Below are 19,992 nucleotides of genomic sequence, written 5' to 3' on the forward strand. Positions count from 1 at the left end.
ATAGAAAGGGATTTCTTGGTACCACTTATGCTATAATATAGGCATATTGATTAATGTTAACAGCATAGGGGGGGGGATATAGTGCAATCTATCCAAAATGATTCGTTAAAATCTCTTTTTTTAGTAGTGCGCAAGTATGAGGATGTCTTGAGGACGTATGTGACTAAAAAACTAAACAATAAGTATACTAGTCATGAAAGTTTAGTAGCCATCCTGGAAAAAGAAAGAGACATTATCCAGAGAGAAATAGATCAGAGTGAGATTACAGGTGATAGACAAACTAAACTAGAGTATATCAAAGATTTACTGCAAAAAAAACGAATTGAATCTATTTATAATGGCGCATATTTTGGAATACGCTTTTTTGACATTCTAATGGTAGTTCATGTGTTTGGTTCTTTATTCGAAAACTATCAAAAATATATCACCAAAGATCTTTACTATTTTTATTTTTTATTAAATCAAACTAAGCAAATTAGGAACTCATTTTCTCATGAGCAATTAGATGAACTATGGATTCAAATTAGAAATGGTACTGATCTTAATATTGATTTTGATAAATATGACATTAGTCTTCCGACAGTAGCTGTTATAAATTTTGTTCAGAGATCTCTCCAATACCTCGAGGTCGATTTATCGGAGTCTTTGGAAAGTTATATAACTGAATGTTCAAATTTAATTTCGTTTCTCACAAGTTCTCTAACACTAAATAACCTATATGAAGTTGAAGATCAGTTTAAACAGAAACTTATAATGAGGGATAATGAATTAAATAAGCATTTAATAAAATATATTCTTGATGGACATAGATGTTCGTATGTTATTTTAGGAATGGGTGGTGTAGGGAAATCTAGGTTGGCGTATGAGTTTACACAAAAAGCTGCTACTGCCGATAAATTTAATTTTATATTTTGGATTTCATCAAAAGACGAAGAAATAAAATTTGATAAATCAATAGGGTATAAGGTAAACAACATAAAAGCAAATTTTTCAACAGTAGAAGAATTTATTCAGCGTTTTTGTAACTTTAAAGGAATAGACAAAACAATAAATTCTTTAGAAGAGTTATATAATAGTTTTGCCAATAGTCAAGAGAGCGGCCTGTTTATTATTGATAATTTCGACAACTTAGACGAATCTGTTCGAGAAGCTATTCTTAAGTTTATCGATAAGATTCAGGAGCATTCCATTCTTAGAAATAGATATAAATTTATTTTGACATCAAGGGAGGATTCAGCTCCTAATGAAATAGAAGGTGACGTGAAGTTAAACCGTTTTGTAGATGATGAAGGATTGCTTTTCGTAGATGAGTTTTGTAAGAGAAATAATATTGAAAGTTCTCTAACTGAAGAGCAAATAAGAAATTTAGTGAGAGAATCCGTTGGTGTAACACTAATATTAGTAGTAGCTATTGAGGCAATCTATAACAAAACTATGACTTATGAAAGAATAATTTCCATATTAAGTGACAGTAGTTCGAGTGCAATAAAAGAGCTTGGCGAGTATTTTTTCCGAGAGTCAATTGATTTGTTGGTAAGAAATGATGAGAAAGTGAAAGATATTTTACTGACTCTTCACTATTTTGAGGGTGCTGAACTAATAGATATATCAAGACTTACGAAAATTCCACTAAAAGAATTGGAACTTTCATATTTACCAGTTTTAACATCAAGGTATGCAGTACGAATTATTAACAATGGTTATGCTCTAAATGACTTTGCAATCCACTATGTTCATTACAGGTTTATTATTGGATATGAACAAGAAGTTGGTTTATTGCATAAAAGAATAATTGCGTATAATACTGAGATGGATGGATTACTAAGGGATTATGAGAATACTCCTGATAATGTAAAATTAATAATAAGGGAGTGGAAACCAAGAAATAAAGCTGAAGAGATAGCCACTTACAAAGCATATTTTAAATTTATTGAACTAAAGAATTATATGAATAGCAGAAAAAGAATTAGTTTCGAGAGTGTTCATAAAAAAATTAGTGAAGAATTCTCAGTGATATATGATATTCAGACAACGCCTTATGTAATTTTTCAACATGCTGCTATTCTTTCAGAGCTCTTGAGTATTTCATCCAACACAGAATTAAAAAAAAGTCTGCAAAAAGAGATTATTGATTTATATGAATACAGTCGTTCATTGAGTTTATCTAATAGAGCCTTACTTAAAGAAAAAAGTTACCCGTCAATGTTATTTAAATACGGTATGTTTCATAAAATGAAAACAAAAGAAGTCTCTAGAGCAATGGTTCTTTTTAAAGAATCTTTCTCAACAATGAAAGTTATAGGATTAACTAGTGAATTTGTATACTTTCAAATATGTTTTAATGCAATGGATACTATAGTTGGAATGGTTGAAAAAGGTTTGGAATTAACTGAACAGATAATCTATGATTTTAAGCAGTATTATAGACAGTTTGAAGACTTTACTTGTTCCTCCAAATCAAAATACAGACTATTCTTAGAAATGAAGAGTACTGCAAAGGTTTTTTATTATTATGTGTTATCATATACTAATGGAAATACAAATAATTACAAATTGTTGGGAGAAGTTTATGGAAACTACTTACAAGAACCTTATAAGATTAAATATTTTGTAAGAAATAGTTTAAAAGACTCTATTAAAAAGGCTATTATTAATGTACAAAGAGTAACAAGATAAAATCATATTACAAAGCAATGGGCGCCCAAATGGGCGCCTTAAAAATTTCGCCTCCAAGATGATATGCTGAAACGTACCATAAGAGACGGCGAAAAATTTGGGGCTATTTACAACCGTCTTCGCGGCTTAGCCTGAAGTTGCCGAGGTCGCGAACGTTGTCTCCCGCTTTGAGAACGACGATGTAGCCTTGCTTACTCAAGCGAAATTCGCTCTCTGATTCGTCCTACAGTTTCAACTCTGAGTTGGTTGAAGTAGTCCTCGACCAGATCGAGAAGTACCGCCGGAAGTGCTTCTGCGCGGCGCAGAATGACAAGGTCCTACTGTCTCTTGATGATCCTCATTCATACATCCCTCCTAAAAATGAAAATGACCACTCAAAAAAGGGGGCTTGGCTCTAGGTCACGAATATGATATATGTACCAAAAATTGTTTAAACCGGTTTAATATAAAGGACAGGACAATTTTAATACTTGGGGAGGGGTCAGACATGGTTAAGAATTCTGTATATAAACCAAACATTATAGGTGCTGGCGAGGTTGGCAGTGCCACCTCAATCTGCATGGAGAAGAATACTGTTTATAAAACAAACAGTTTATATTGGGATACAAAAGGTAATGACTTTTTAGGAGCGATCGTGCTTCCTTTATATGGGGCATTTGTCTCAGAAGAAAAATGCCAACTTTTTGGTGACGTCTCAGGAAAAAAGATGTTGGAGATAGGCTGTGGAAACGGCCAATCCTTGCAGTATCATGGGGATCGCAAAGCATCTGAACTATGGGGTATGGATATATCAGAAAAACAAATCGAAAAGGCAACGCAACATTTGACGTCGTGCGGTCTTTCAGCAAAATTGATCTGTTCTCCCATGGAAGAAGAATGTGGTATACCAGAGGAGTATTTTGACTATGTATATTCGATTTACGCCATAGGCTGGACCACCGACCTTGAGGGGACTTTTTCCCGGATTGCTTCTTACCTTAAAAAAGACGGTGTATTTATTTTCAGTTGGTCTCACCCTATACACAAATGTGTCGCTTTAGAAAATGATATCCTTACTTTTAAAAAGTCTTATTTCGATGAATCTTGGTACTCAGTATCTCTTGATGAAGGTGCTCTAACAATATCGGATCGAAAATTATCAACCTATGTGAATGCCCTGGCAAAAGCAGGTTTTGTTATTGAAGAATTGATTGAGCAATCTGATGACGAGATTATACAAGCAAGTGACAGTGATTTCGCTAAAAAGGCAAAAATGCTACCTGTAACTTTTGTAGTCAAAGCAAGAAAACTATAAGAGAAGAATGCAATTTCGGAGAACATAGTTGAACAATGCGAGAAAAAGAAAGGGCCATCCAAACAAAGGATGGCCTTAAAACTTGCCGTTACAGACAGCGCGCAGAACCCTACCATTAGTGACGGCGAAAAATTTTGATGTTGGATGCCGGGAGTGATGTGGGACCCGTGGGACAATGGTTTTCAGAACCGCTGAAAACCTGAGTTTAAGGAGTTTATTAGTTCTTTTCAAATAGAAATTCGCCCGCTTTTTTCCAATGTATGGTATGCTGAAAAGCAGGTAAATGCTTTCAGATGTAGGGCTATGATGGAGATTTTCATGACATTCGTGTGAATAGGAAGTTAGGCGAAAGATTAGCAAAGGTGTGATATTTATTTACAAACCGTTTAGAACAGATATGGGAGATCCAAATAAATATCTTTATCACTACACAACAAACGAAACAGCTCTCGAACATATACTAACTTCTAATGAACTAAGATTCAGTCCTTTAATTAAAACTAATGACCCAAAGGAAACAAAAGATTGGCAATTTAGCTATAGAATCGATTCAATAGATAGAAATAAAGAACTTCCTGATATTGCACACCTTTTTAAGGAAGAACTTCAGCGAAGATGTAAAGTAGTCTGTTTTACTAGGGATGATCCAAGGAAGTTTGTATCAGGACAATCAAGAATTCTTCATAGAGGTTATTGTCGTCCAAGAATGTGGGCCCAATACGCTAACAACCATACGGGTGTTTGTTTGGTATTTGATAAATCAAAGTTAAATGATCTAATAATTAATCAGTTAGGTTTTTTGGGAGAATTACAACAAGGTGCTGTTAGATATAAAGATACCAAAGTGAAAATGGAAGTATTTTCCCTTGATTGTTCAAAAATCCAGCAGTTAGGTGTAGAAAAATTCTATAAGTACCACTTAAGAAAACATCTAAAATCATTGATTTTCGAAAAACTAGTAGACTGGAAATCAGAGTTAGAATATAGGTGGCTTTAATTAGTTCTTCATCATCATATGAATATTTCTCCATTGAAGAAGCAGTTTGTGGAATTGTTTTAGGAGATGACTTTCCTGAAGAGCAAATATACAAGGTTTTGCTGTATTCTAAATCAATTAAAATTCCAGTTATTCAACTAGAATGGAGAAATGGGTATCCTTCTCCAACTACCCTTGAAAGTTAATCTTTCGCCCAACACCATGTTCCCGCTTGGTCCGGCCTCAGCTTCGGTATCATGGGAGTGCCATGTTTTTGATGCGGCTGGTGCTGCTGGAGCAGGTATATCGCGATTAGATTTATCGGGGGAACCGTACCATAAGTGACGGCGAATAATTTGATGATAAGAAGGGTGTAGTGGTCTGTAGGAGTATGGAGGAAGATGCTGTAGAGATATATTTAACCCCATAGAGGTCGGTTCTAGGGGGACTTTTGTGTGAGAAGATGCGATAGTATTTTCCAATTTTATGGTATTATTATGTATGTAGATTTAAAAGACTTATAGATATGGACTGTTTCCGAAATTCGTAAATAAGACGTTAGATGAAATCAGAATAAGGAGAACTCATTCAATTTATGTTTAATACTCATTCAATTACAAAATTTATTGGTGCTGGGATTTTCCTGCTAGGTTATTGGACTATGACAAATTATTTCGAATTAGAAACACGTTTTATTTTGAGTTTTTCAATAGAGGTTTTTTGTTTATTGTTTTTGATTTTGTAAACTTCAAAATCGAGAGATTAAAGAAGACAAGAGTATTAACTCGTACATTGATTTGGAAACTTAAATCCTTAAGATACACAAGTGGATCAATGCTTTTATTATCAGCCTTTTCAATAATCGTTTTTCCTCATTTACTGATAAATTGGGAATCAGAAATTATTAAACGAATAAACGATTCAATAGTATTGCTAGGATTAGGTATCGTAATTTTTCTTATTGGCTTAAAGTCAGACGCAGAATTTGATGAGATGTTGGAACGGATATTCCATTTATTTATATTATGACCGAGATACTCTCGGTGTAACTGGTTCTCCCGATATTAGCGAAATAATTTTTAATAAAATAGATAAAACTGATATTTTTATCTGTGACATATCAATAATTAATCAAGATTACGAAGGTAGAAAGACAGCTAATTGTAGAATCGCCGCTGTGATTGTTTGTTCCTGCGCAGCCTCACGCAGCTTGATTTCCTCCAGCCCATAGTGCGTGTAACCGCCAGCGCTGCCATTGGTGAGCTTGTGCTTCATCTCAATAGCCTTGATAGCCATAACAGGGGTGATCATTTCCATCTTACTCAACGTGTCGAAGACCTTTTGAATTACTTCGTCCAACAGCTCCAGGTCATGCCGGATGCGCTTCGCAGACTCTTGATCTGCTAGTTCCCTCTCCAGCGTGGCCTTAACCTTAGCACGTTCTTCAGCACGGTTCTCCTTAAACTGTACGTTGCCCGTTTCTCTTGCCTTCTTCCGCGCTGAATCTTACAACGCCTTCTTGAGCGGGTCTTCCTTCGAGTGGATCAGTTCCATCGTGAGCCCGTTTACAATCGCTTCCCTGCGCTGCTTCATGTAAGAGTACGTCGTAGGAACGCTGATCGGGAAGCCGTTCTCGTTACACCATGCCGCCAATTCCTTCACAGGCGTATTGTCATCAATCAACTTGTCCAGATACGGCCTGTTAATCCATTTCATTAGTGCCGCTACCTTGCCGGGCTTGAATTTGTTCGTTCCATCTTTGAGTCGATCTTGCTTTTTGCTCATCATGCTCACCCCATATCGTTAAGCTGTGTATGAACGTAAATAACGATTTGGGTACGAATTAAAGGTGACTGAACTTTACGTCAAACTGGTAGTGTGAATGATGAGTTGCTTTCTACGCGCTGTTCCCATAAAAAGAACTGCTCACCCCATAATCGTTAAGGTGAGCAGTTCTGCTAGCGCTTCCATTTATTCAAATGGCAATGTCGATTTTCTCCCGCTTCCTCGATTGTTTTCGCTGGGATGAATCCCCCGCCGCTACTGCGATAGTAGAGTCGGAGAAGTAGGAATCCACGTTTTCATCGAAGCTCAACTCAATTGTCTTGATCTTTTTGCTTGTATCCATCGTGATTCGCTTGATAAACAGGTGAAGCAACGTTTTTCGCTGTTCGAACGGCGCAGTGGTGAGCACCTGATGGAATCTATGAATCAACTCACGCACCTGCTCGAAAACGACAGGAGAGCTATTGTAGTCGATTAGTTCAAGTTCCAGCTGGGACTTTTTCGCTTGGAGTTCAATCAATTATGATATCGGAAAGCTGCAACGTCTTTCCGCGATAACAAAGAGTTATTGAGGTAGTCAGCAAATGCCCGTCATAATTAATCTTCATGAGCCTCGTATCACCCTTAGTAGAGGATCCTTGCGCAAATGAATCACACAATCCGCATTGGCGGTATGGTAAACAATGCTGCCAGGCTCAGCGCTGAAAAACGCTCTGTTTGCTTCCTCCGCGGGAATCGACCGGATCGGGGCAACTTCGGTCACCATTTTTTTATCCCCTTGTTCGGTATAATCAAGTATAGAAATTAAAACAAATTGGTCAGGAAATAACTCTCTGACCTGCTGCCATTTCATCGTTAATCCCTCCTGTTGTCATTCCTGTCTCTATTTTGCTATAACTTCGTTCATTTCGCGTATCGATAGAACCAAACAACCCGGAACCGTTCTACTGCAATTCCGGGCTGCTTGTAACAAGCCTATTCAGTGCGTCCTTCCCCTGGTAAAAAGCCAGCCGCCGGCCGCGAAAACGCAAAAAAGCATAAGGTTAAATCCGACGCCCGCCGGCAGCGAGCCGTTGAATAGGAGCGCTTTGAAAAAAGAGACGACATGAACGCGCAGCGAAGGAATCGCTGTTCCGACAGGGATCGCCGCAAGGAGCAGCGCCGTCAGCAGCCAACCGACAGGGTGGTAGTACCCGGAGATCAGCATACTGAGCAGCGCCATCGCCATCAAATAAAAGGCGGTTTGGTACAGGAAAGAGCCTGCCAAGCCAAAGTCGTTCCAATGAAACGCTTCAATCAGATCGATCGTGTTCGTATACTTCCGGATCACATGCACTTCAAGCACATACCAGAACGAATTGAACAAAGCGACGGCTGCCGCGAAGACGGCAAAGACGAATAGAAGTCCCTTAAAATATTGTTCTCGGCTTGCTCCCAAATGGACGATGCGTTTGTAATACGTGAGCGGCAGCACGATCGCGATCAGGGGCAAAATGAGAATGAGCATGTTTCCGTCCGAAAGGCGGGTGCTTTGACTGCTGTCTATAAAGAGACTGACAATGAAATCCGCCAGCCTTCCAAGCAAGATAAGTAGAATGACGCCCCAGATGTACATCCTCATTTGCAAATAGGTAGCCTTTACATGAACGGCCCACGCCCCCAAATCAGTGACCTCCTTCGATTACATACGAGAAAAACTTTTGAAGCGTCAGATTTTCAATCGAAATGTTCATCTCGCGCGCCCGCTGCCTGTCCCCGTCGTTCAGCTTTTCGTAAATGGCGGCGATTGTGCCGTGGCCGTAGGTCTCCGTATAGATCACTCGCTTTCCGGCCATAAACGAAGCCACCGCTTCCGAATGTCCCCGGATCAGATGAGCTGCCGTATGGATCCGATCCATCTCGTCATGAAGCAGGATGGAGCCGGCTTCCATGATAAAAATTCGTTCCGCGACCGGGGCGATTTCGTCAATCAAATGCGTTGACAGCAAAATCGTGCGAGGGTGGTTGGCGTAATCCTCCAGCAGCGCCTTGTAAAATTTGTCCCGCATCAAGACGTCGAGTCCGAGCACCGGCTCGTCGAATAACGTCAGCGGCGCCCGGCTGGCCAGACCGATAATGTTGCCTACGAGCGATTCCGTCCCTCTTGAAAGCTGTCTCATTTTTTTGTTCGGCTCGAGCCGAAACGTGCGGAGCAGCTCATGCGCTAACGCCCAGTTCCAGTGGGGATGGAACTTCGCGGCAACCTGCAAAACCTCGATAACCCGCGCTCCTCCGAAATGCTTGTGTTTCTCGCGTATGTAACAGAACTCTTTCGGAAGCTCCCCTTTCCCAAGTGTTTTCCCTCTTACCTCGATCGTGCCGTGGTTCGGAAAGGTTCCGCCGGCGATCATGTTAAGCAGCGTCGTTTTGCCGGCGCCGTTTCGTCCGAGCAGGCCGTAAATCACGTTTTCCTCCAGCTGCAGATCCAGATTCCGCACGGCATCAGTTCGACCGTATGTTTTCGTGATATGGCCGCAAGTCAATGCCAGGCTCACGGTTCGTTCATTCCTTTCTCAACTGTTTGATCATGTCCATGATGTCCTCCGTCGTCAGCCCGAGTTTGTCGGCTTCATTCACCAGATGGGCCAACAGTTCCTTGTAGAAACGATCTCTTCGCTTCATCCGGATCTTCCGATCCGCGTCGGTTGCGACATACATGCCAAGCCCTCTTTTTTTGTACAGGATCCCTTCATTTACGAGCAGGCCGATCCCCTTCACTACGGTCGCCGGATTGATCTGTAACAGCTGGGAAAACTGTGCCACGGAAAGAATTTGCTCGTCCGCGCGGAAAGTGCCGTTCAAAATATCGTCCTCAATGAAGTCGGCTACCTGTTGGAAAATCGGCTGCTTATCGTCGAAAGTGACGTTCATTGTCCCACCATTCAGCATATTAGTATGTTACCAATCCAGCATACTGTAATGGATGTGCCAGCAAATGTCAATAACCGATCGTTCGACCGGGAAAAGGGGGCTCGAAAAGACTTTGAGGAATTGATCCGCTCGGTTATTGACAATTATTCGAGCAGGAATTATAGTATGCTACATGACTAACATACCGACATGCTGCGAAGGGCAAACTTTGGCAAAGGGGAACTTCCGAAGTTTCAATGAATACGATTCGAGGAGATGCCAGAAGTGAAACCGTTAATCGAATTCAAACAAGTATCGAAAGAATACAACATAGGGGAAGTCCCGATCAAGGCGCTCGATGGTGTCGATTTTTCCATCTCGGAGGGAGAATTCGTCGTTATTTTGGGTGCAAGCGGCGCCGGCAAAAGTACAATTTTACATATACTTGGCGGCATGGATACGGCTACCTCGGGTCAAGTGTTTGTCGGCGATCAAGACATAACGAGTTTGAGCGAAAAAAAGTTGACGCAATATCGCGGCGAGAAAGTCGGATTCGTATTCCAATTTTATAACTTGATTCCGAATTTAACCGCTCTGGAAAACGTTGAATTCGCCGCGGAAGTATGCAAAAACCATCTGGATGCTGAAGATATTTTACGTAAAGTCGGATTACAGAATCGGATCCGGAACTTCCCCTCGCAGCTTTCCGGAGGAGAACAGCAAAGAGTTGCGATCGCGAGAGCCGTTGCCAAAAATCCGCTGCTTTTACTGTGCGATGAACCGACCGGAGCTTTGGATTATGTGACAGGGAAGGCCGTCTTGAAGCTGCTTCAGGATTTGAACAAGGAAACGAAGAAGTGCGTCGTTTTGGTCACGCACAACTCCGCGATCGCTCCCATGGCGGATAAAATCATTAAGGTGAAGAGCGGAAAGATCGAAAGTATTACGATTAATCGCGACAAGCAAAGCGTTGAAGGGATCGAGTGGTGAGGATGAAGTTATGGATCAAATGGATAAGGGACGTCAAACAATCGATCGGGCAATTGATCGCCTTTGTGTTGGTGGTCGCAGTGGGCGCTTTTTTCTATGCGGGGCTGGTCACGTTAAGCGATACGCTTGGCGCCTATACGAAGGTTTACTTTAAAGAGCATAACTTAAGCGACTTGAACGTGTATTACAGTCAGCTTTCCAAGCAGGACGTGGCGGGGCTAAGCCAAATCGAAGGTATAAACAAAATCGAAGGGCGGTACTCCTTCGATGCGACGCAAGCTTTTGAAGATACGAAAGCTGCTGTAAAGATCCATTCGATCCCTGCGAACAATCAAATCAATACGCCTACAATGATCGAGGGCAGCATTCCGTCACGAAAACGCGAAATCTTGCTGGATTCCCATTATGCCAAAGAGCATCGGTTCCAAGTCGGCGATCCAATGACGATAAGTGTGAATGACAAGAATGTGACGTTCACCATTAGCGGTTTGGGCGAGAATGTGGAATATGCCAAAAAGAACGAAATCCAAGACCATAAAACGTACGGCGTAGCTTATATGGCCGAAGAGACGATACCTGAAATCGCAGGCGGCTTTTACTACAACGAAATTTTGATCGATGCTGAAGAAGGGTACGATGTGGACCGGTTAGGTCGAAGCATTGAAGCGCAATCCGAAGAACTTCCCTATGTGAACCGGATCAGTAAAGAGCGGACATTTAGCTATTCTCAGCTGCAACAAACGATCCACAATAATCAATTGATGGGCAGGGTCATCCCGTTGGTTCTTTTTATGATCGAAGCCGTTATCCTGTTTCTTACCATGTCGCGGATCATCGATTCTCAAAGAAACCAAGTCGGGATCATGAAGGCGTTGGGGATCAAAAACGGAAACATTATGCTTCATTACATGGGATACCCGGTGCTGGTAGGGATTACAGGCTCCATTCTGGGTTGTATCATTGCCGCCGGCGTATTTATTCCATTGGTAACGGCGTCGAACGCAAGGTCTTACTCGCTGCCTGGCATTACGTTCTCCCTGTCCGTTTTTTCTGTGCTTCCTCCCATCCTTTTCTCGAGTGCGTTCGGCATCCTGGCCTGTTACTTGAGCGGCAAAGCCATCCTGCGAGAACGTGCGGCTCAAGCGATGCGGCCCAAACCGCCCAAGAAGATGAAGAAGCTGCTCATCGAAAACATTCCGGGGATCTGGAGCCGTATTTCGTACAGCTACAAGCTTATATGGAGAAATATTTTTTTAAATAAACAAAAAGCGCTGGCGAGCTCGGTCGGTGTTGTGGCGAGCACGGTTTTATTGATCACCGCTTTCGGCACTCAAACGTCCTTGCAAAAGGTAGCCGACCAGATTGAAGAGGTACATACTTACGATTTAAGAGTCGATTATACGAATGGAGCGGCTCCGGATCCGTTACAATTACCCGCAGGCATTAAAAGCAGTTATGGGCTATCCGCCTTACCCGTTGAATTCATCAAGGGCGATCGGAACGAAAAGGCCACATTGATTGTTACGGAGAAAGAAAACAGTCTTCTTCATTTTTTCGACGAGGATGACAATCGGATCGTTTTGGAAGACGACGGGGTGCTGGTCCCCAAATCGTATGCCGACAGCTATAAGATTGCGGAAGGGGATATGATCCGAATCAAGTTCACAGGTCCGGAGTTTGCCGATCAATCGGTCGAAATGAAGGTTTCCCAACTATCCACCCAGTATTCGAATCCGTCGTTTTATTGCACGACCGCGTATCTCGAGAGCTTTGGCATGGACTACAAGCCAACCTCGCTTTTAGTGGAAGTCGATAGCGCCTCGGACCTTGCAAGCGTTCGTCATGGTTTCGAACAAGATCAACGGGTGGATACAATCGCAGATCAGAGTGATTTAAAGGAACACGCTCAATATATTTTGAAGCAAAATCGTTTTGTCTTTTTCCTGTTTATCATTTGTGCCGTCATCCTCTCCTTTGGCGCCATCTATACGATCTCTTCCATCAACATGTATGAAAGGGATCGCGAGCTTGCCACCCTTAAGGTTTTAGGCTATCCCAGGCATAAAATAAATCGGCTAATCTTCTTTGAGAACATCATCCTCACCACGTTTGCGGTTCTTGTAGCGCTGCCGATCAGCGGCTATATGTATTCCCTTATTGTAAAGGCGCTGTCCAGCAGCCATCAGCAAATACCGGATCAACTCAATCTGTTTGTCATATCGGTATCCGTTCTTCTTGCATTCTTGCTCACCGTTCTCTCTAACTTACTGCTTCGGAGAAAAGTGTCCCAAATCCATATGATTGAGTCCTTAAAAAGGATAGAATAAATCATCGAGCATAAAAGAGCAGTTTCGGGCGGCCAAAGCCGACCGGTTCGAAAAGCTGCAATGAAGGCTCGGGTAGCGGCGCAACCTTCCAGTCATTGGATGAGCTTCTGCGCGGCAAGAAGGGATGAGCGTAAATGCGTTATTTTGGAAGCATAGTCTTCGTATACTGCCTTTGGTTATTGCTGATTTACCAACATACTCCTTCTTCTTATGGAAAAGCCTTGATTCTTCCTCCGGATCGTATGTTGGAAGAGGCGGATGTGATTTTTACCGGCAGCATCATTAGGGTTGAAAATGTTCCTCATCGGAAAAATGAAGCCGGACCCTACCTGGTCAAACTTATTCATGTTAAGGTCGATCGAATAGTAAAAGGAGACCTTGAATCGGATATTGCAATCCTGAAGCAAACGGAAGGGGGGCTGACCGTACATCAGAGCTATCCGGATAGTAAAGAAGAAAAATTGTTGATCCTGCAGCGCAAACTGCCGGACAATACCTTATCCGGTGTGGCGGATTCGAACAACATCGGCATCATCCGGGTAGACCGAGTGACAGAAGTCCTTAATCATTCTAACGATGCGTATGTCTCTGTATTCGATCAATATTATCAGGCTCACAAAGAAAATGCGAAAAAACCGCCTCAAACCATCGACTCTTCGTCGACTCCGATTAGTTATAGTCTGGTTGCTATTGCAGGTGCCCTGATTTTATCGCGCGGCATCGTTAAGCTTAGAAGGGGCGACTTCTCTCGTTTGATGAAATGGCGAGCCTAAACCAGGATGTTTACGGGGGATAACGGTGTGTGACAAAGATAAAACAATAGGAGTGAGACGGAAAAGGTTCCAAGTTCGCCTATCGTACGGGCCGCCTTTGAAGTCGTGTTGTTACCGCTAAACCTCAAAGACAACACGATTTCAAGAGCGGTTGGAGCCTAAGTATAAGCCTGCTGCAAAAGCTTAAAGAACATGTCAAAGCTTTTCTTTCCCCCCTTTGCCGCCATACCCGCAATTCCGCAGCGACCTTATCATTTGCATGAATGTAGTAAGCTGGAATTGCAAACGAAATTTGGGGGCCGGGGCAAAAACCGGGTCCGCATTTCGGAAAATAGTAAGGAGGCGCTATGGGGATTCACGAGTTTGCGATCGAAGTGGAGAATTTAAGAAAGTCGTACGGCAAGGTGGAGGTGCTGAAAGGCGTGACGCTTCGCGTGGAGCGGGGGAGCGTGTATGCGGTGCTGGGGCCGAACGGCGCGGGGAAGACGACGGCGGTGCGCATCCTGTCCACGCTGCTCAGCCCGGACAGCGGGACGGTGCGCGTATTCGGGCACGATGTAGTGCGCGAGGCGGATGCGGTGCGCAGCCGGGTGAGCTTGACCGGGCAGTTCGCCTCGGTCGACGAGGGGCTGTCGGGACGCGAAAATTTGGTGATGATCGCGCGCCTGATGGGGTACGGGAAGAAGGCGGCCGCGGCGCGGGCGAACGAGCTGCTGGAGGCGTTCGATTTGCTGGACGCGGCGGACCGGCAGGCGAGCACGTTTTCGGGCGGGATGCGGCGGCGGCTCGATATCGCGGCCAGCCTGGTCGTGACGCCGGACCTGCTGTTTCTGGACGAACCGACGACGGGGCTCGATCCGCGCAGCCGCAATCAGGTGTGGGACATCGTCCGGGCGCTCGTCGCCCGCGGGACGACGGTGCTGCTGACGACGCAATATTTGGAGGAAGCGGACCAGCTTGCGGACCGCATCGCGGTGATCGATCACGGCAGGGTGATCGCCGAAGGGACGGCCGGGGCGCTGAAAGCGTCGGTCGGCTCGGGGACCGTGCAGGTGCGGCTGGACCGGGCGGAGCAGCGGCCGGAGGCGGAGCGCATTTTGTCCCGCACGCTCGGCGCGGAGGTGCAGCTCGACTCCGATCCGGCGGCGCTGTCGGCCCGGGTGTCCGATCCCGAGCTGGCCGCGCTCGCCCTTACGGAGCTGCTTCGGGCCGGCATCGCGACGAACCATTTTTCGCTCGGGCAGCCGAGCTTGGATGAAGTGTTTCTCGCGTTAACCGGTCATCCGGCGGAAGAATCAACGGCTCGTGAAGGAGGAGCGATATGAATCAGACTATGCCGGGAACGGCCCGGTCCATCGACGAGCGGAAGCTGCTGCAGGCGCTGTCCGTCCGCGAACGGCCGAAGCGGCCGCATCCGTTTTCCGCCATCATGACGTTTGCATGGCGAATCCTACAGGGGACGAAGAAAAACATTTTCATGTTTTTGATCGACGCCGTCTTGTTTCCCGCGCTGTTTTTGCTCATTTTTACGTTTTTGTTCGGCGGGGCGATCTCCGGCTCGACCGGCGTCTATTTGCAGTTTTTGCTCCCCGGCATGCTCGTCTATACGGTGACGACGATGACGGTGTACACGGGGGCGATGATCAGCACGGATATCGTGAAAGGCGTGTTCAACCGGTTCAAAACGCTGCCGTTCTGGCAGCCGGCGGCGATCATCGGGGCGCTGCTCGTCGATATCGTCCGGTACGCCGCGGCTTTGATCGCTACCGTGTGCATCGGGATGCTGCTCGGCTTCCGGCCGGAGGCGGGGCTGGTCGGCGCGGTGCTCGCGATCGCGACGGTCATTTTGTTCGCTTTCAGCGCGAGTTGGATTTTCGCCTGTCTCGGGGTCGTGGTGAAAAAGACGGAGTCGCTGACGACGACGAGCTACTTGGTGCTGTACCCGCTCATGTTCACGAGCAACGTGTTCGTCGATTCGTCCACGATGCCCGGCTGGCTGCAGCGCGTCGTCGATCTGAACCCGCTCAGCCTCGCTTCGACAGCCGTACGTGGGTTGATGCACGGTACGGCCGCGGCGGGGGACATCCTCTGGGCGCTGGTCGGATGCGCGGTGTTTATCGCGCTGTTCGCGCCGCTGACGTTTGTTTTGTACGGGCGGAAAGTGCCGCAATAGTCTCTCGTTCGTATCTCTTCGAGAAAAAAAGGAGCAGGCTGCCGCGGCGCCTGCTCCGATCGTATGTACGCGCAACTCCGGTGTCCGTGCGAACAGATGACGTTCTGATCTGGAGAAACTGTGGCGCGGGGCATGGTCGGCTAACGGACAGCATGCTGTGAAAAGTTCCACAGGCTCGGCTATCCGAAATCGGAGCTTATTGACTATTCTTTATATTTCTTAGAAAATCTGCGGGGACAATATATCCGTTTATGGATACCAAATTGTTAAACGGATTGCTTTGCTGCGTACTCTTCGTAGCAAATTCGTTATCGAAATAGCCCATTTTGAACATATCCCGCAACAGCTTCGATTTCTGCGAGGTGGAGCTTTGAGCTGTGCCAAAATGTCCACATAACCGGCAACTATACTATAAAACATGACGTTACGTCACGTTCAAGCATAAAATGCAGTTGCCCTCCGGCAACTCGTTGAATGAATCGCGAGCAGCCCTTAAGCGATTTGCATCCTATATCCAGCCCGTTTCCTTCGACCAAAAAGGAGCAGGTCCCACGGCGCCTGCTCCAAAAGTATGTAGGGGTATGATGTTCTATATCGCAATAGGGCCGAAAACGGGCAAAGGAATCTGCTTCATATCCTTTACGTTGACCGCTGGATTGAAGCCCGCTCCATGGCTGATGAATGCGTCGCCTTCGGGGACCGGCCGCTCGAAACGAAGGCGGATCGTTTTACCGTCATCGGCGATGGTCGCCGTAAAAGGCTGCTTGACTCCGTCCGCATCCACTTGGAATCCGAACGCATGCGCGACGTCCGCCAACCGCTCGTTAGCTCCGCTTACCTCGATCGCGAGCTCGGTCCTGTCTTCGTTCCACGCAAACGCCGACGGCCGCGGACCCGGCTCCGCTACCGGCGCATGGCCGGGATAAGCGAGGCTTAACGCCCGCCAAGCCATGCGGCGTCCGACCGACTGCAGCGATACGGCATCCAAATGAATCGCATCCGACAAGATGGCGTCGATCGTCGGCACCATCGCCGCATGCGGCACCTGCGCTTCGAGCATCAACTGATCGTGCTGGATCGCGTTCCACCATACCGCGTTCATGTTGCTGTAATGCACGGACAGCTGGGCGTATATAAAAGGAAGCTCAGGGTCGCCGACGTCCCGGCGCAAGCAAGCGACCCAATTCTTGAACCGCTCCGCATAATGCGGAACCGCCTGCTCGTTCGCATCGCTTTCGCCTTGGTACCAAAGGCAGCCTTTCACTTTGCCCCCGAGCTTCTTTACCTTGCGGAGCATCGCTCCGTACAACGAACGGCCTCCCTCGTGAAGCAGCCCGGGATCCCACGCGGACATGCTGGTGCCGCCATGGGCGCACATGAGCAGCCCGATCGGAACGCCGGTATGGCGAAGCAGCTCTTTGCCGAACGTTAGCCCGAGTCCAGCCCCTTTGACCCGCTCCCTGCGCTGCGCGCGGCGTTCCTCCTCCAATTGCTCTTCGGGCACTCGCCAGTGAACCGGGTCGATCGCTTCCTGCAGCCAGCATAAAGGCTCGACCGCGAGGTCCCATTTGTCGCCCAGGTAGAAGCAGGATACGCCTTCCTGCGGCTGTTCCGTATCTACGAGCTTGCCGCAGCCTTCCATGTTCGATTGCCCGGCCAATATCCACAAATCCCCTACGAAAACGGGACCTACGGACACCGACGCCGACGCCGTCGCAATTCCGCCGGGCTCCAGAACCCGGATCTCCACGTTATGCCTCCCGACGGGGACTCGTTTCAATACGCCCTCGAAGGTTGTGCCGTTCATTTCGCCTTGTACGGACCAGGGGGACGCGAACGTTTCGGATGTAAGACGAGTCTGAACGGCGGCGCTTTGTACGGGCGCAGACAGCTCGATTGCAAACGGAATATCCGCCTCGTCCCGATCGTTTCGTTGATAGACGCGGTGCGGCTCCGGCCCCTCCACTTTGATGCGATTCATGTCGAAGCTCCTTTCCTTGCTTTGCTTGGTATGACACAATTTGCCTTGATTGTAGGTTGCCGTCCCGGATCTGTCAACGAAAATTGTTTGCGCTGCATCGCTCCAAACTCGCTTGACATCCTACTACAACATGTAGTAAATTACAATTACTACGTAGTGTAGTAATAAACTCGTTATGGACGCATAACGATGCAAAGAGGTGTACGCCCGTGAAACAAGTTCAAAAATTGTCCGACACGGAAATGGAGCTCATGGAGGTGATTTGGGAATGCGACCCGCCTGTCACATCGACCGAACTATTGCGCATTTTCTCCGGGCGGGGTAAAGAATGGAAGGCACAAACGATCTCGACCTTCCTGTCGAGGTTGGTCGAGAAAGGGGTGCTGGAAGCGACAAGGCACGGCCGAACGAACAAGTATGTTCCCCTCCTGTCGCCGAAAGAGTACAAGCTCGCGGAGACGCAGCATGTACTGGACGGACTGTACCAAGGATCGGTTAAAAACTTGATCGCCGCCTTGTATGACGGCGACAAGCTTTCGGATGAAGACATTGCGGAGCTGAAGCAATGGTTTTCGGGAAAGTAGGTGCAGTCTATGAGTAACCTTCTGGAACTGCTCGTTTCCCTTTCCGCCGCGGGAAGTACCGTTGTGATCTGCCTTCTGCTGTTGCGGCTCGTTCCACCGGGCGTCTTCCCGGCGAAACGGCGGTACGCGATCGGAAAAATGGCGGTATGGTTTTATATTTTGCCGGTCGCCCTTGTGATGCAGCGGCTTTTGCCGCTCTTCGTACCGAAGCAAACGTCAACCGTTCTTATATCCGGACTCCCTTCGAGTATTCACCGAACCCAATCCGACCTAACGGTAGCGGCCATCCCGGAACTGAAGATTTCTGCCGATGCGGCCCTTGTCATTCTGGGGATTTGGGGAACGGGAGTTTTCGCTTTTGCCATATGGCAAATGTATTGTTATCGCAGGTTTATAAAGAAATTACGGCTAACCCGTTCGCCCGTGCCGGTGAACAACGAAGCGGCCAAACAGCTGGTTTTGTTGAAGGAAGCTCTCGGCGCGACGGGCAACGTCCGGCTTGCGTATAGCTCGGCGATCCGGAGTCCCGTTCTTGTCGGGCTGTGGAAACCGACCATTTATCTCCCTATGGACAATTTGGAGCATGCGGACATGGGCATGGTGATTCGTCATGAGTTGATTCACCTGAAACGAAAAGACTTATGGGTCAAGGCCATCACCTTGGCGGCGAGCAGTCTGCATTGGTTTAACCCCTTCGTTCACGTGCTCCGGAAAGACATTCATACGTGGAGCGAGCTGTCCTGCGACGAAGAAGTCGTGAAAAACATGTCCTATGCCGAGCGAAAACGGTACGGCGAAACGATCCTGAACGTGATGATAGGTTCAAGGGGCATTCCCGTTCGCTTTTGCGCATCCTTGTCCGGAGACGGAAAACGATTGAAAAGGAGACTAACGAACATGCTTCATACGAAAAAACTGAAAACACATACGATCCTGCTGACCGCAGCGGCCGTCCTTGCCGTCGGGGCAATCGGCGCATCGACAGCCGCCTGGGCAGCCCAGGCAACGCCCAAGGTCCATGCGGCTGCTCCTCAAACCGCCGAAGGCGCAGGCGATTCGATCCTGTATAAAGGCGTGCCCTTCTTGAAATACAGCGCTCTTACGCCCGACGAACAAACATTCGTAACCGAAAAAGGGGTAGGCGGCCTTTATGTTCTTGAAGGTTACGAGCACCCGGTACCTGTGGACGAGCTCACACCCGACGAACAGAAACAGGTCTTGATAGAGGATGGGTATTATTCGCCCGCAAGCATAGCGAGATTGAAAGAATCTTATGAAAAGTACCCTCCCGGGGTATCCGTCACAACAACGCATGAAGAAGATCCGTCGGTTCCTCCCGGAACTTCCATTACCGTCAGAAGCTTGACTCCCGAAGAAATTGCCGTATTTAAGAAACGGGAAAAAGAAGCGAAGTCGGGGGAATCGAGGAAACTGACTTCGGAAGAAATAGCGGAGTTACACGCTTTGTTTTCGGCTTCCGGAAAGTAATCCGTGGTGCTGTGCAAAGAGCTGCCGGTAGGTGCGAAGCAGCGTGCCTCTGGAGT

General features: G+C 46.6%; 18 protein-coding genes and 1 pseudogene. 10 read left to right on the forward strand and 9 right to left on the reverse strand.

What is annotated here, in order from left to right; genetic code table 11:
• The first annotated feature begins 81 nt into the window (after positions 1–81).
• The 3 genes from PV407_RS24220 to PV407_RS24230 all read left to right on the forward strand — a co-directional run bounded on the left by PV407_RS24220 (position 82) and on the right by PV407_RS24230 (position 4,967).
• Positions 82–2,676: an NB-ARC domain-containing protein gene (locus PV407_RS24220; protein WP_332092582.1), complete on the forward strand. Its 2,595-nt coding sequence runs from the start codon at positions 82–84 to the stop codon at positions 2,674–2,676.
• 487 nt (positions 2,677–3,163) lie between these two features.
• Positions 3,164–3,970 carry a class I SAM-dependent methyltransferase gene (locus PV407_RS24225; protein WP_332092583.1) on the forward strand — a complete coding sequence of 269 codons (807 nt, stop codon included), beginning with the start codon at positions 3,164–3,166 and terminating at the stop codon, positions 3,968–3,970.
• A 364-nt stretch (positions 3,971–4,334) separates the two neighbouring features.
• Positions 4,335–4,967, forward strand: a complete 633-nt coding sequence (locus PV407_RS24230; protein WP_332092584.1) for a DUF2971 domain-containing protein — start codon at positions 4,335–4,337, stop codon at positions 4,965–4,967.
• Positions 4,968–6,083: 1,116 nt separating this feature from the next.
• On the opposite strand, the gene PV407_RS24235 is transcribed toward PV407_RS24230, so the two are convergent.
• The 7 genes from PV407_RS24235 to PV407_RS24265 form a co-directional block, all read right to left on the reverse strand.
• The gene (locus PV407_RS24235; RefSeq protein WP_332092585.1) at positions 6,084–6,305 is read right to left on the reverse strand and encodes a hypothetical protein; all 222 of its coding nucleotides are present in this window, start codon (positions 6,303–6,305) and stop codon (positions 6,084–6,086) included.
• A gap of 147 nt (positions 6,306–6,452) precedes the next feature.
• Positions 6,453–6,731: a hypothetical protein gene (locus tag PV407_RS24240; protein WP_332092586.1), complete on the reverse strand. Its 279-nt coding sequence runs from the start codon at positions 6,729–6,731 to the stop codon at positions 6,453–6,455.
• Positions 6,732–6,921: 190 nt separating this feature from the next.
• A complete protein-coding gene (locus tag PV407_RS24245; RefSeq protein WP_332092587.1) occupies positions 6,922–7,251 on the reverse strand; it encodes a hypothetical protein in 330 nt (109 codons plus the stop codon).
• Between the two features lie 84 nt (positions 7,252–7,335).
• Positions 7,336–7,584: a hypothetical protein gene (locus PV407_RS24250; RefSeq protein WP_332092588.1), complete on the reverse strand. Its 249-nt coding sequence runs from the start codon at positions 7,582–7,584 to the stop codon at positions 7,336–7,338.
• 126 nt (positions 7,585–7,710) lie between these two features.
• Positions 7,711–8,394 (reverse strand): hypothetical protein, encoded by a 684-nt coding sequence (locus PV407_RS24255; RefSeq protein WP_332092589.1) that lies wholly within the window; start codon positions 8,392–8,394, stop codon positions 7,711–7,713.
• 1 nt (position 8,395) lies between these two features.
• The gene (locus PV407_RS24260; protein ID WP_332092590.1) at positions 8,396–9,208 is read right to left on the reverse strand and encodes an ABC transporter ATP-binding protein; all 813 of its coding nucleotides are present in this window, start codon (positions 9,206–9,208) and stop codon (positions 8,396–8,398) included.
• A 64-nt stretch (positions 9,209–9,272) separates the two neighbouring features.
• Entirely contained in the window at positions 9,273–9,641 is a 369-nt protein-coding gene (locus PV407_RS24265; protein ID WP_332092591.1) for a GntR family transcriptional regulator, read from the reverse strand.
• Positions 9,642–9,905: 264 nt separating this feature from the next.
• On the opposite strand from PV407_RS24265, the gene PV407_RS24270 reads away from it, so the two are divergent.
• The 5 genes from PV407_RS24270 (at position 9,906) to PV407_RS24290 (ending at position 15,883) form a co-directional block, all read left to right on the forward strand.
• Entirely contained in the window at positions 9,906–10,610 is a 705-nt protein-coding gene (locus PV407_RS24270) for an ABC transporter ATP-binding protein (RefSeq protein ID WP_332092592.1), read from the forward strand.
• Positions 10,611–10,612: 2 nt separating this feature from the next.
• Positions 10,613–12,937: an ABC transporter permease gene (locus tag PV407_RS24275; RefSeq protein WP_332092593.1), complete on the forward strand. Its 2,325-nt coding sequence runs from the start codon at positions 10,613–10,615 to the stop codon at positions 12,935–12,937.
• 134 nt (positions 12,938–13,071) lie between these two features.
• Complete coding sequence (locus PV407_RS24280; protein WP_332092594.1) at positions 13,072–13,710, forward strand: hypothetical protein; 639 nt, start codon at positions 13,072–13,074, stop codon at positions 13,708–13,710.
• 347 nt (positions 13,711–14,057) lie between these two features.
• Complete coding sequence (locus tag PV407_RS24285; protein ID WP_332092595.1) at positions 14,058–15,035, forward strand: ATP-binding cassette domain-containing protein; 978 nt, start codon at positions 14,058–14,060, stop codon at positions 15,033–15,035.
• Positions 15,032–15,883, forward strand: coding sequence for an ABC transporter permease (locus PV407_RS24290; RefSeq protein WP_332092596.1), 852 nt, complete (start codon positions 15,032–15,034; stop codon positions 15,881–15,883). The genes PV407_RS24285 and PV407_RS24290 overlap by 4 nt, the downstream gene beginning before the upstream one ends.
• Positions 15,884–16,079: 196 nt before the next feature.
• Here PV407_RS24290 and PV407_RS24295 read toward each other — a convergent pair.
• Together PV407_RS24295 and PV407_RS24300 are read right to left on the reverse strand one after the other, a co-directional pair.
• Positions 16,080–16,271, reverse strand: a pseudogene (locus PV407_RS24295) (DUF6398 domain-containing protein); the annotation flags it as partial.
• Between the two features lie 201 nt (positions 16,272–16,472).
• Entirely contained in the window at positions 16,473–17,864 is a 1,392-nt protein-coding gene (locus PV407_RS24300; protein ID WP_332092597.1) for a sialate O-acetylesterase, read from the reverse strand.
• A 209-nt stretch (positions 17,865–18,073) separates the two neighbouring features.
• Here PV407_RS24300 and PV407_RS24305 point away from each other — a divergent pair, with 209 nt between their 5' ends.
• Positions 18,074–18,448: a BlaI/MecI/CopY family transcriptional regulator gene (locus PV407_RS24305; protein WP_332092598.1), complete on the forward strand. Its 375-nt coding sequence runs from the start codon at positions 18,074–18,076 to the stop codon at positions 18,446–18,448.
• A 9-nt stretch (positions 18,449–18,457) separates the two neighbouring features.
• Complete coding sequence (locus tag PV407_RS24310) at positions 18,458–19,936, forward strand: M56 family metallopeptidase (protein WP_332092599.1); 1,479 nt, start codon at positions 18,458–18,460, stop codon at positions 19,934–19,936.
• Positions 19,937–19,992 lie beyond the last annotated feature (56 nt).

Origin of the sequence: Paenibacillus sp. GYB003, from assembly GCF_036577625.1 — a bacterium.
GTDB lineage: Bacteria > Bacillota > Bacilli > Paenibacillales > NBRC-103111 > Paenibacillus_AB.

Excerpts from the sequence above, each read along its gene's own strand:
- PV407_RS24225 (WP_332092583.1), top strand. The coding sequence starts at position 3,164 with ATGGTTAAGAATTCTGTATATAAACCAAACATTATAGGTGCTGGCGAG.
- PV407_RS24240 (WP_332092586.1), bottom strand. The coding sequence starts at position 6,731 with ATGAGCAAAAAGCAAGATCGACTCAAAGATGGAACGAACAAATTCAAG.
- PV407_RS24250 (WP_332092588.1), bottom strand. The coding sequence starts at position 7,584 with ATGAAATGGCAGCAGGTCAGAGAGTTATTTCCTGACCAATTTGTTTTA.
- PV407_RS24265 (WP_332092591.1), bottom strand. The coding sequence starts at position 9,641 with ATGAACGTCACTTTCGACGATAAGCAGCCGATTTTCCAACAGGTAGCC.
- PV407_RS24275 (WP_332092593.1), top strand. The coding sequence starts at position 10,613 with ATGAAGTTATGGATCAAATGGATAAGGGACGTCAAACAATCGATCGGG.
- PV407_RS24280 (WP_332092594.1), top strand. The coding sequence starts at position 13,072 with ATGCGTTATTTTGGAAGCATAGTCTTCGTATACTGCCTTTGGTTATTG.
- PV407_RS24285 (WP_332092595.1), top strand. The coding sequence starts at position 14,058 with ATGGGGATTCACGAGTTTGCGATCGAAGTGGAGAATTTAAGAAAGTCG.
- PV407_RS24290 (WP_332092596.1), top strand. The coding sequence starts at position 15,032 with ATGAATCAGACTATGCCGGGAACGGCCCGGTCCATCGACGAGCGGAAG.
- PV407_RS24300 (WP_332092597.1), bottom strand. The coding sequence starts at position 17,864 with ATGAATCGCATCAAAGTGGAGGGGCCGGAGCCGCACCGCGTCTATCAA.
- PV407_RS24310 (WP_332092599.1), top strand. The coding sequence starts at position 18,458 with ATGAGTAACCTTCTGGAACTGCTCGTTTCCCTTTCCGCCGCGGGAAGT.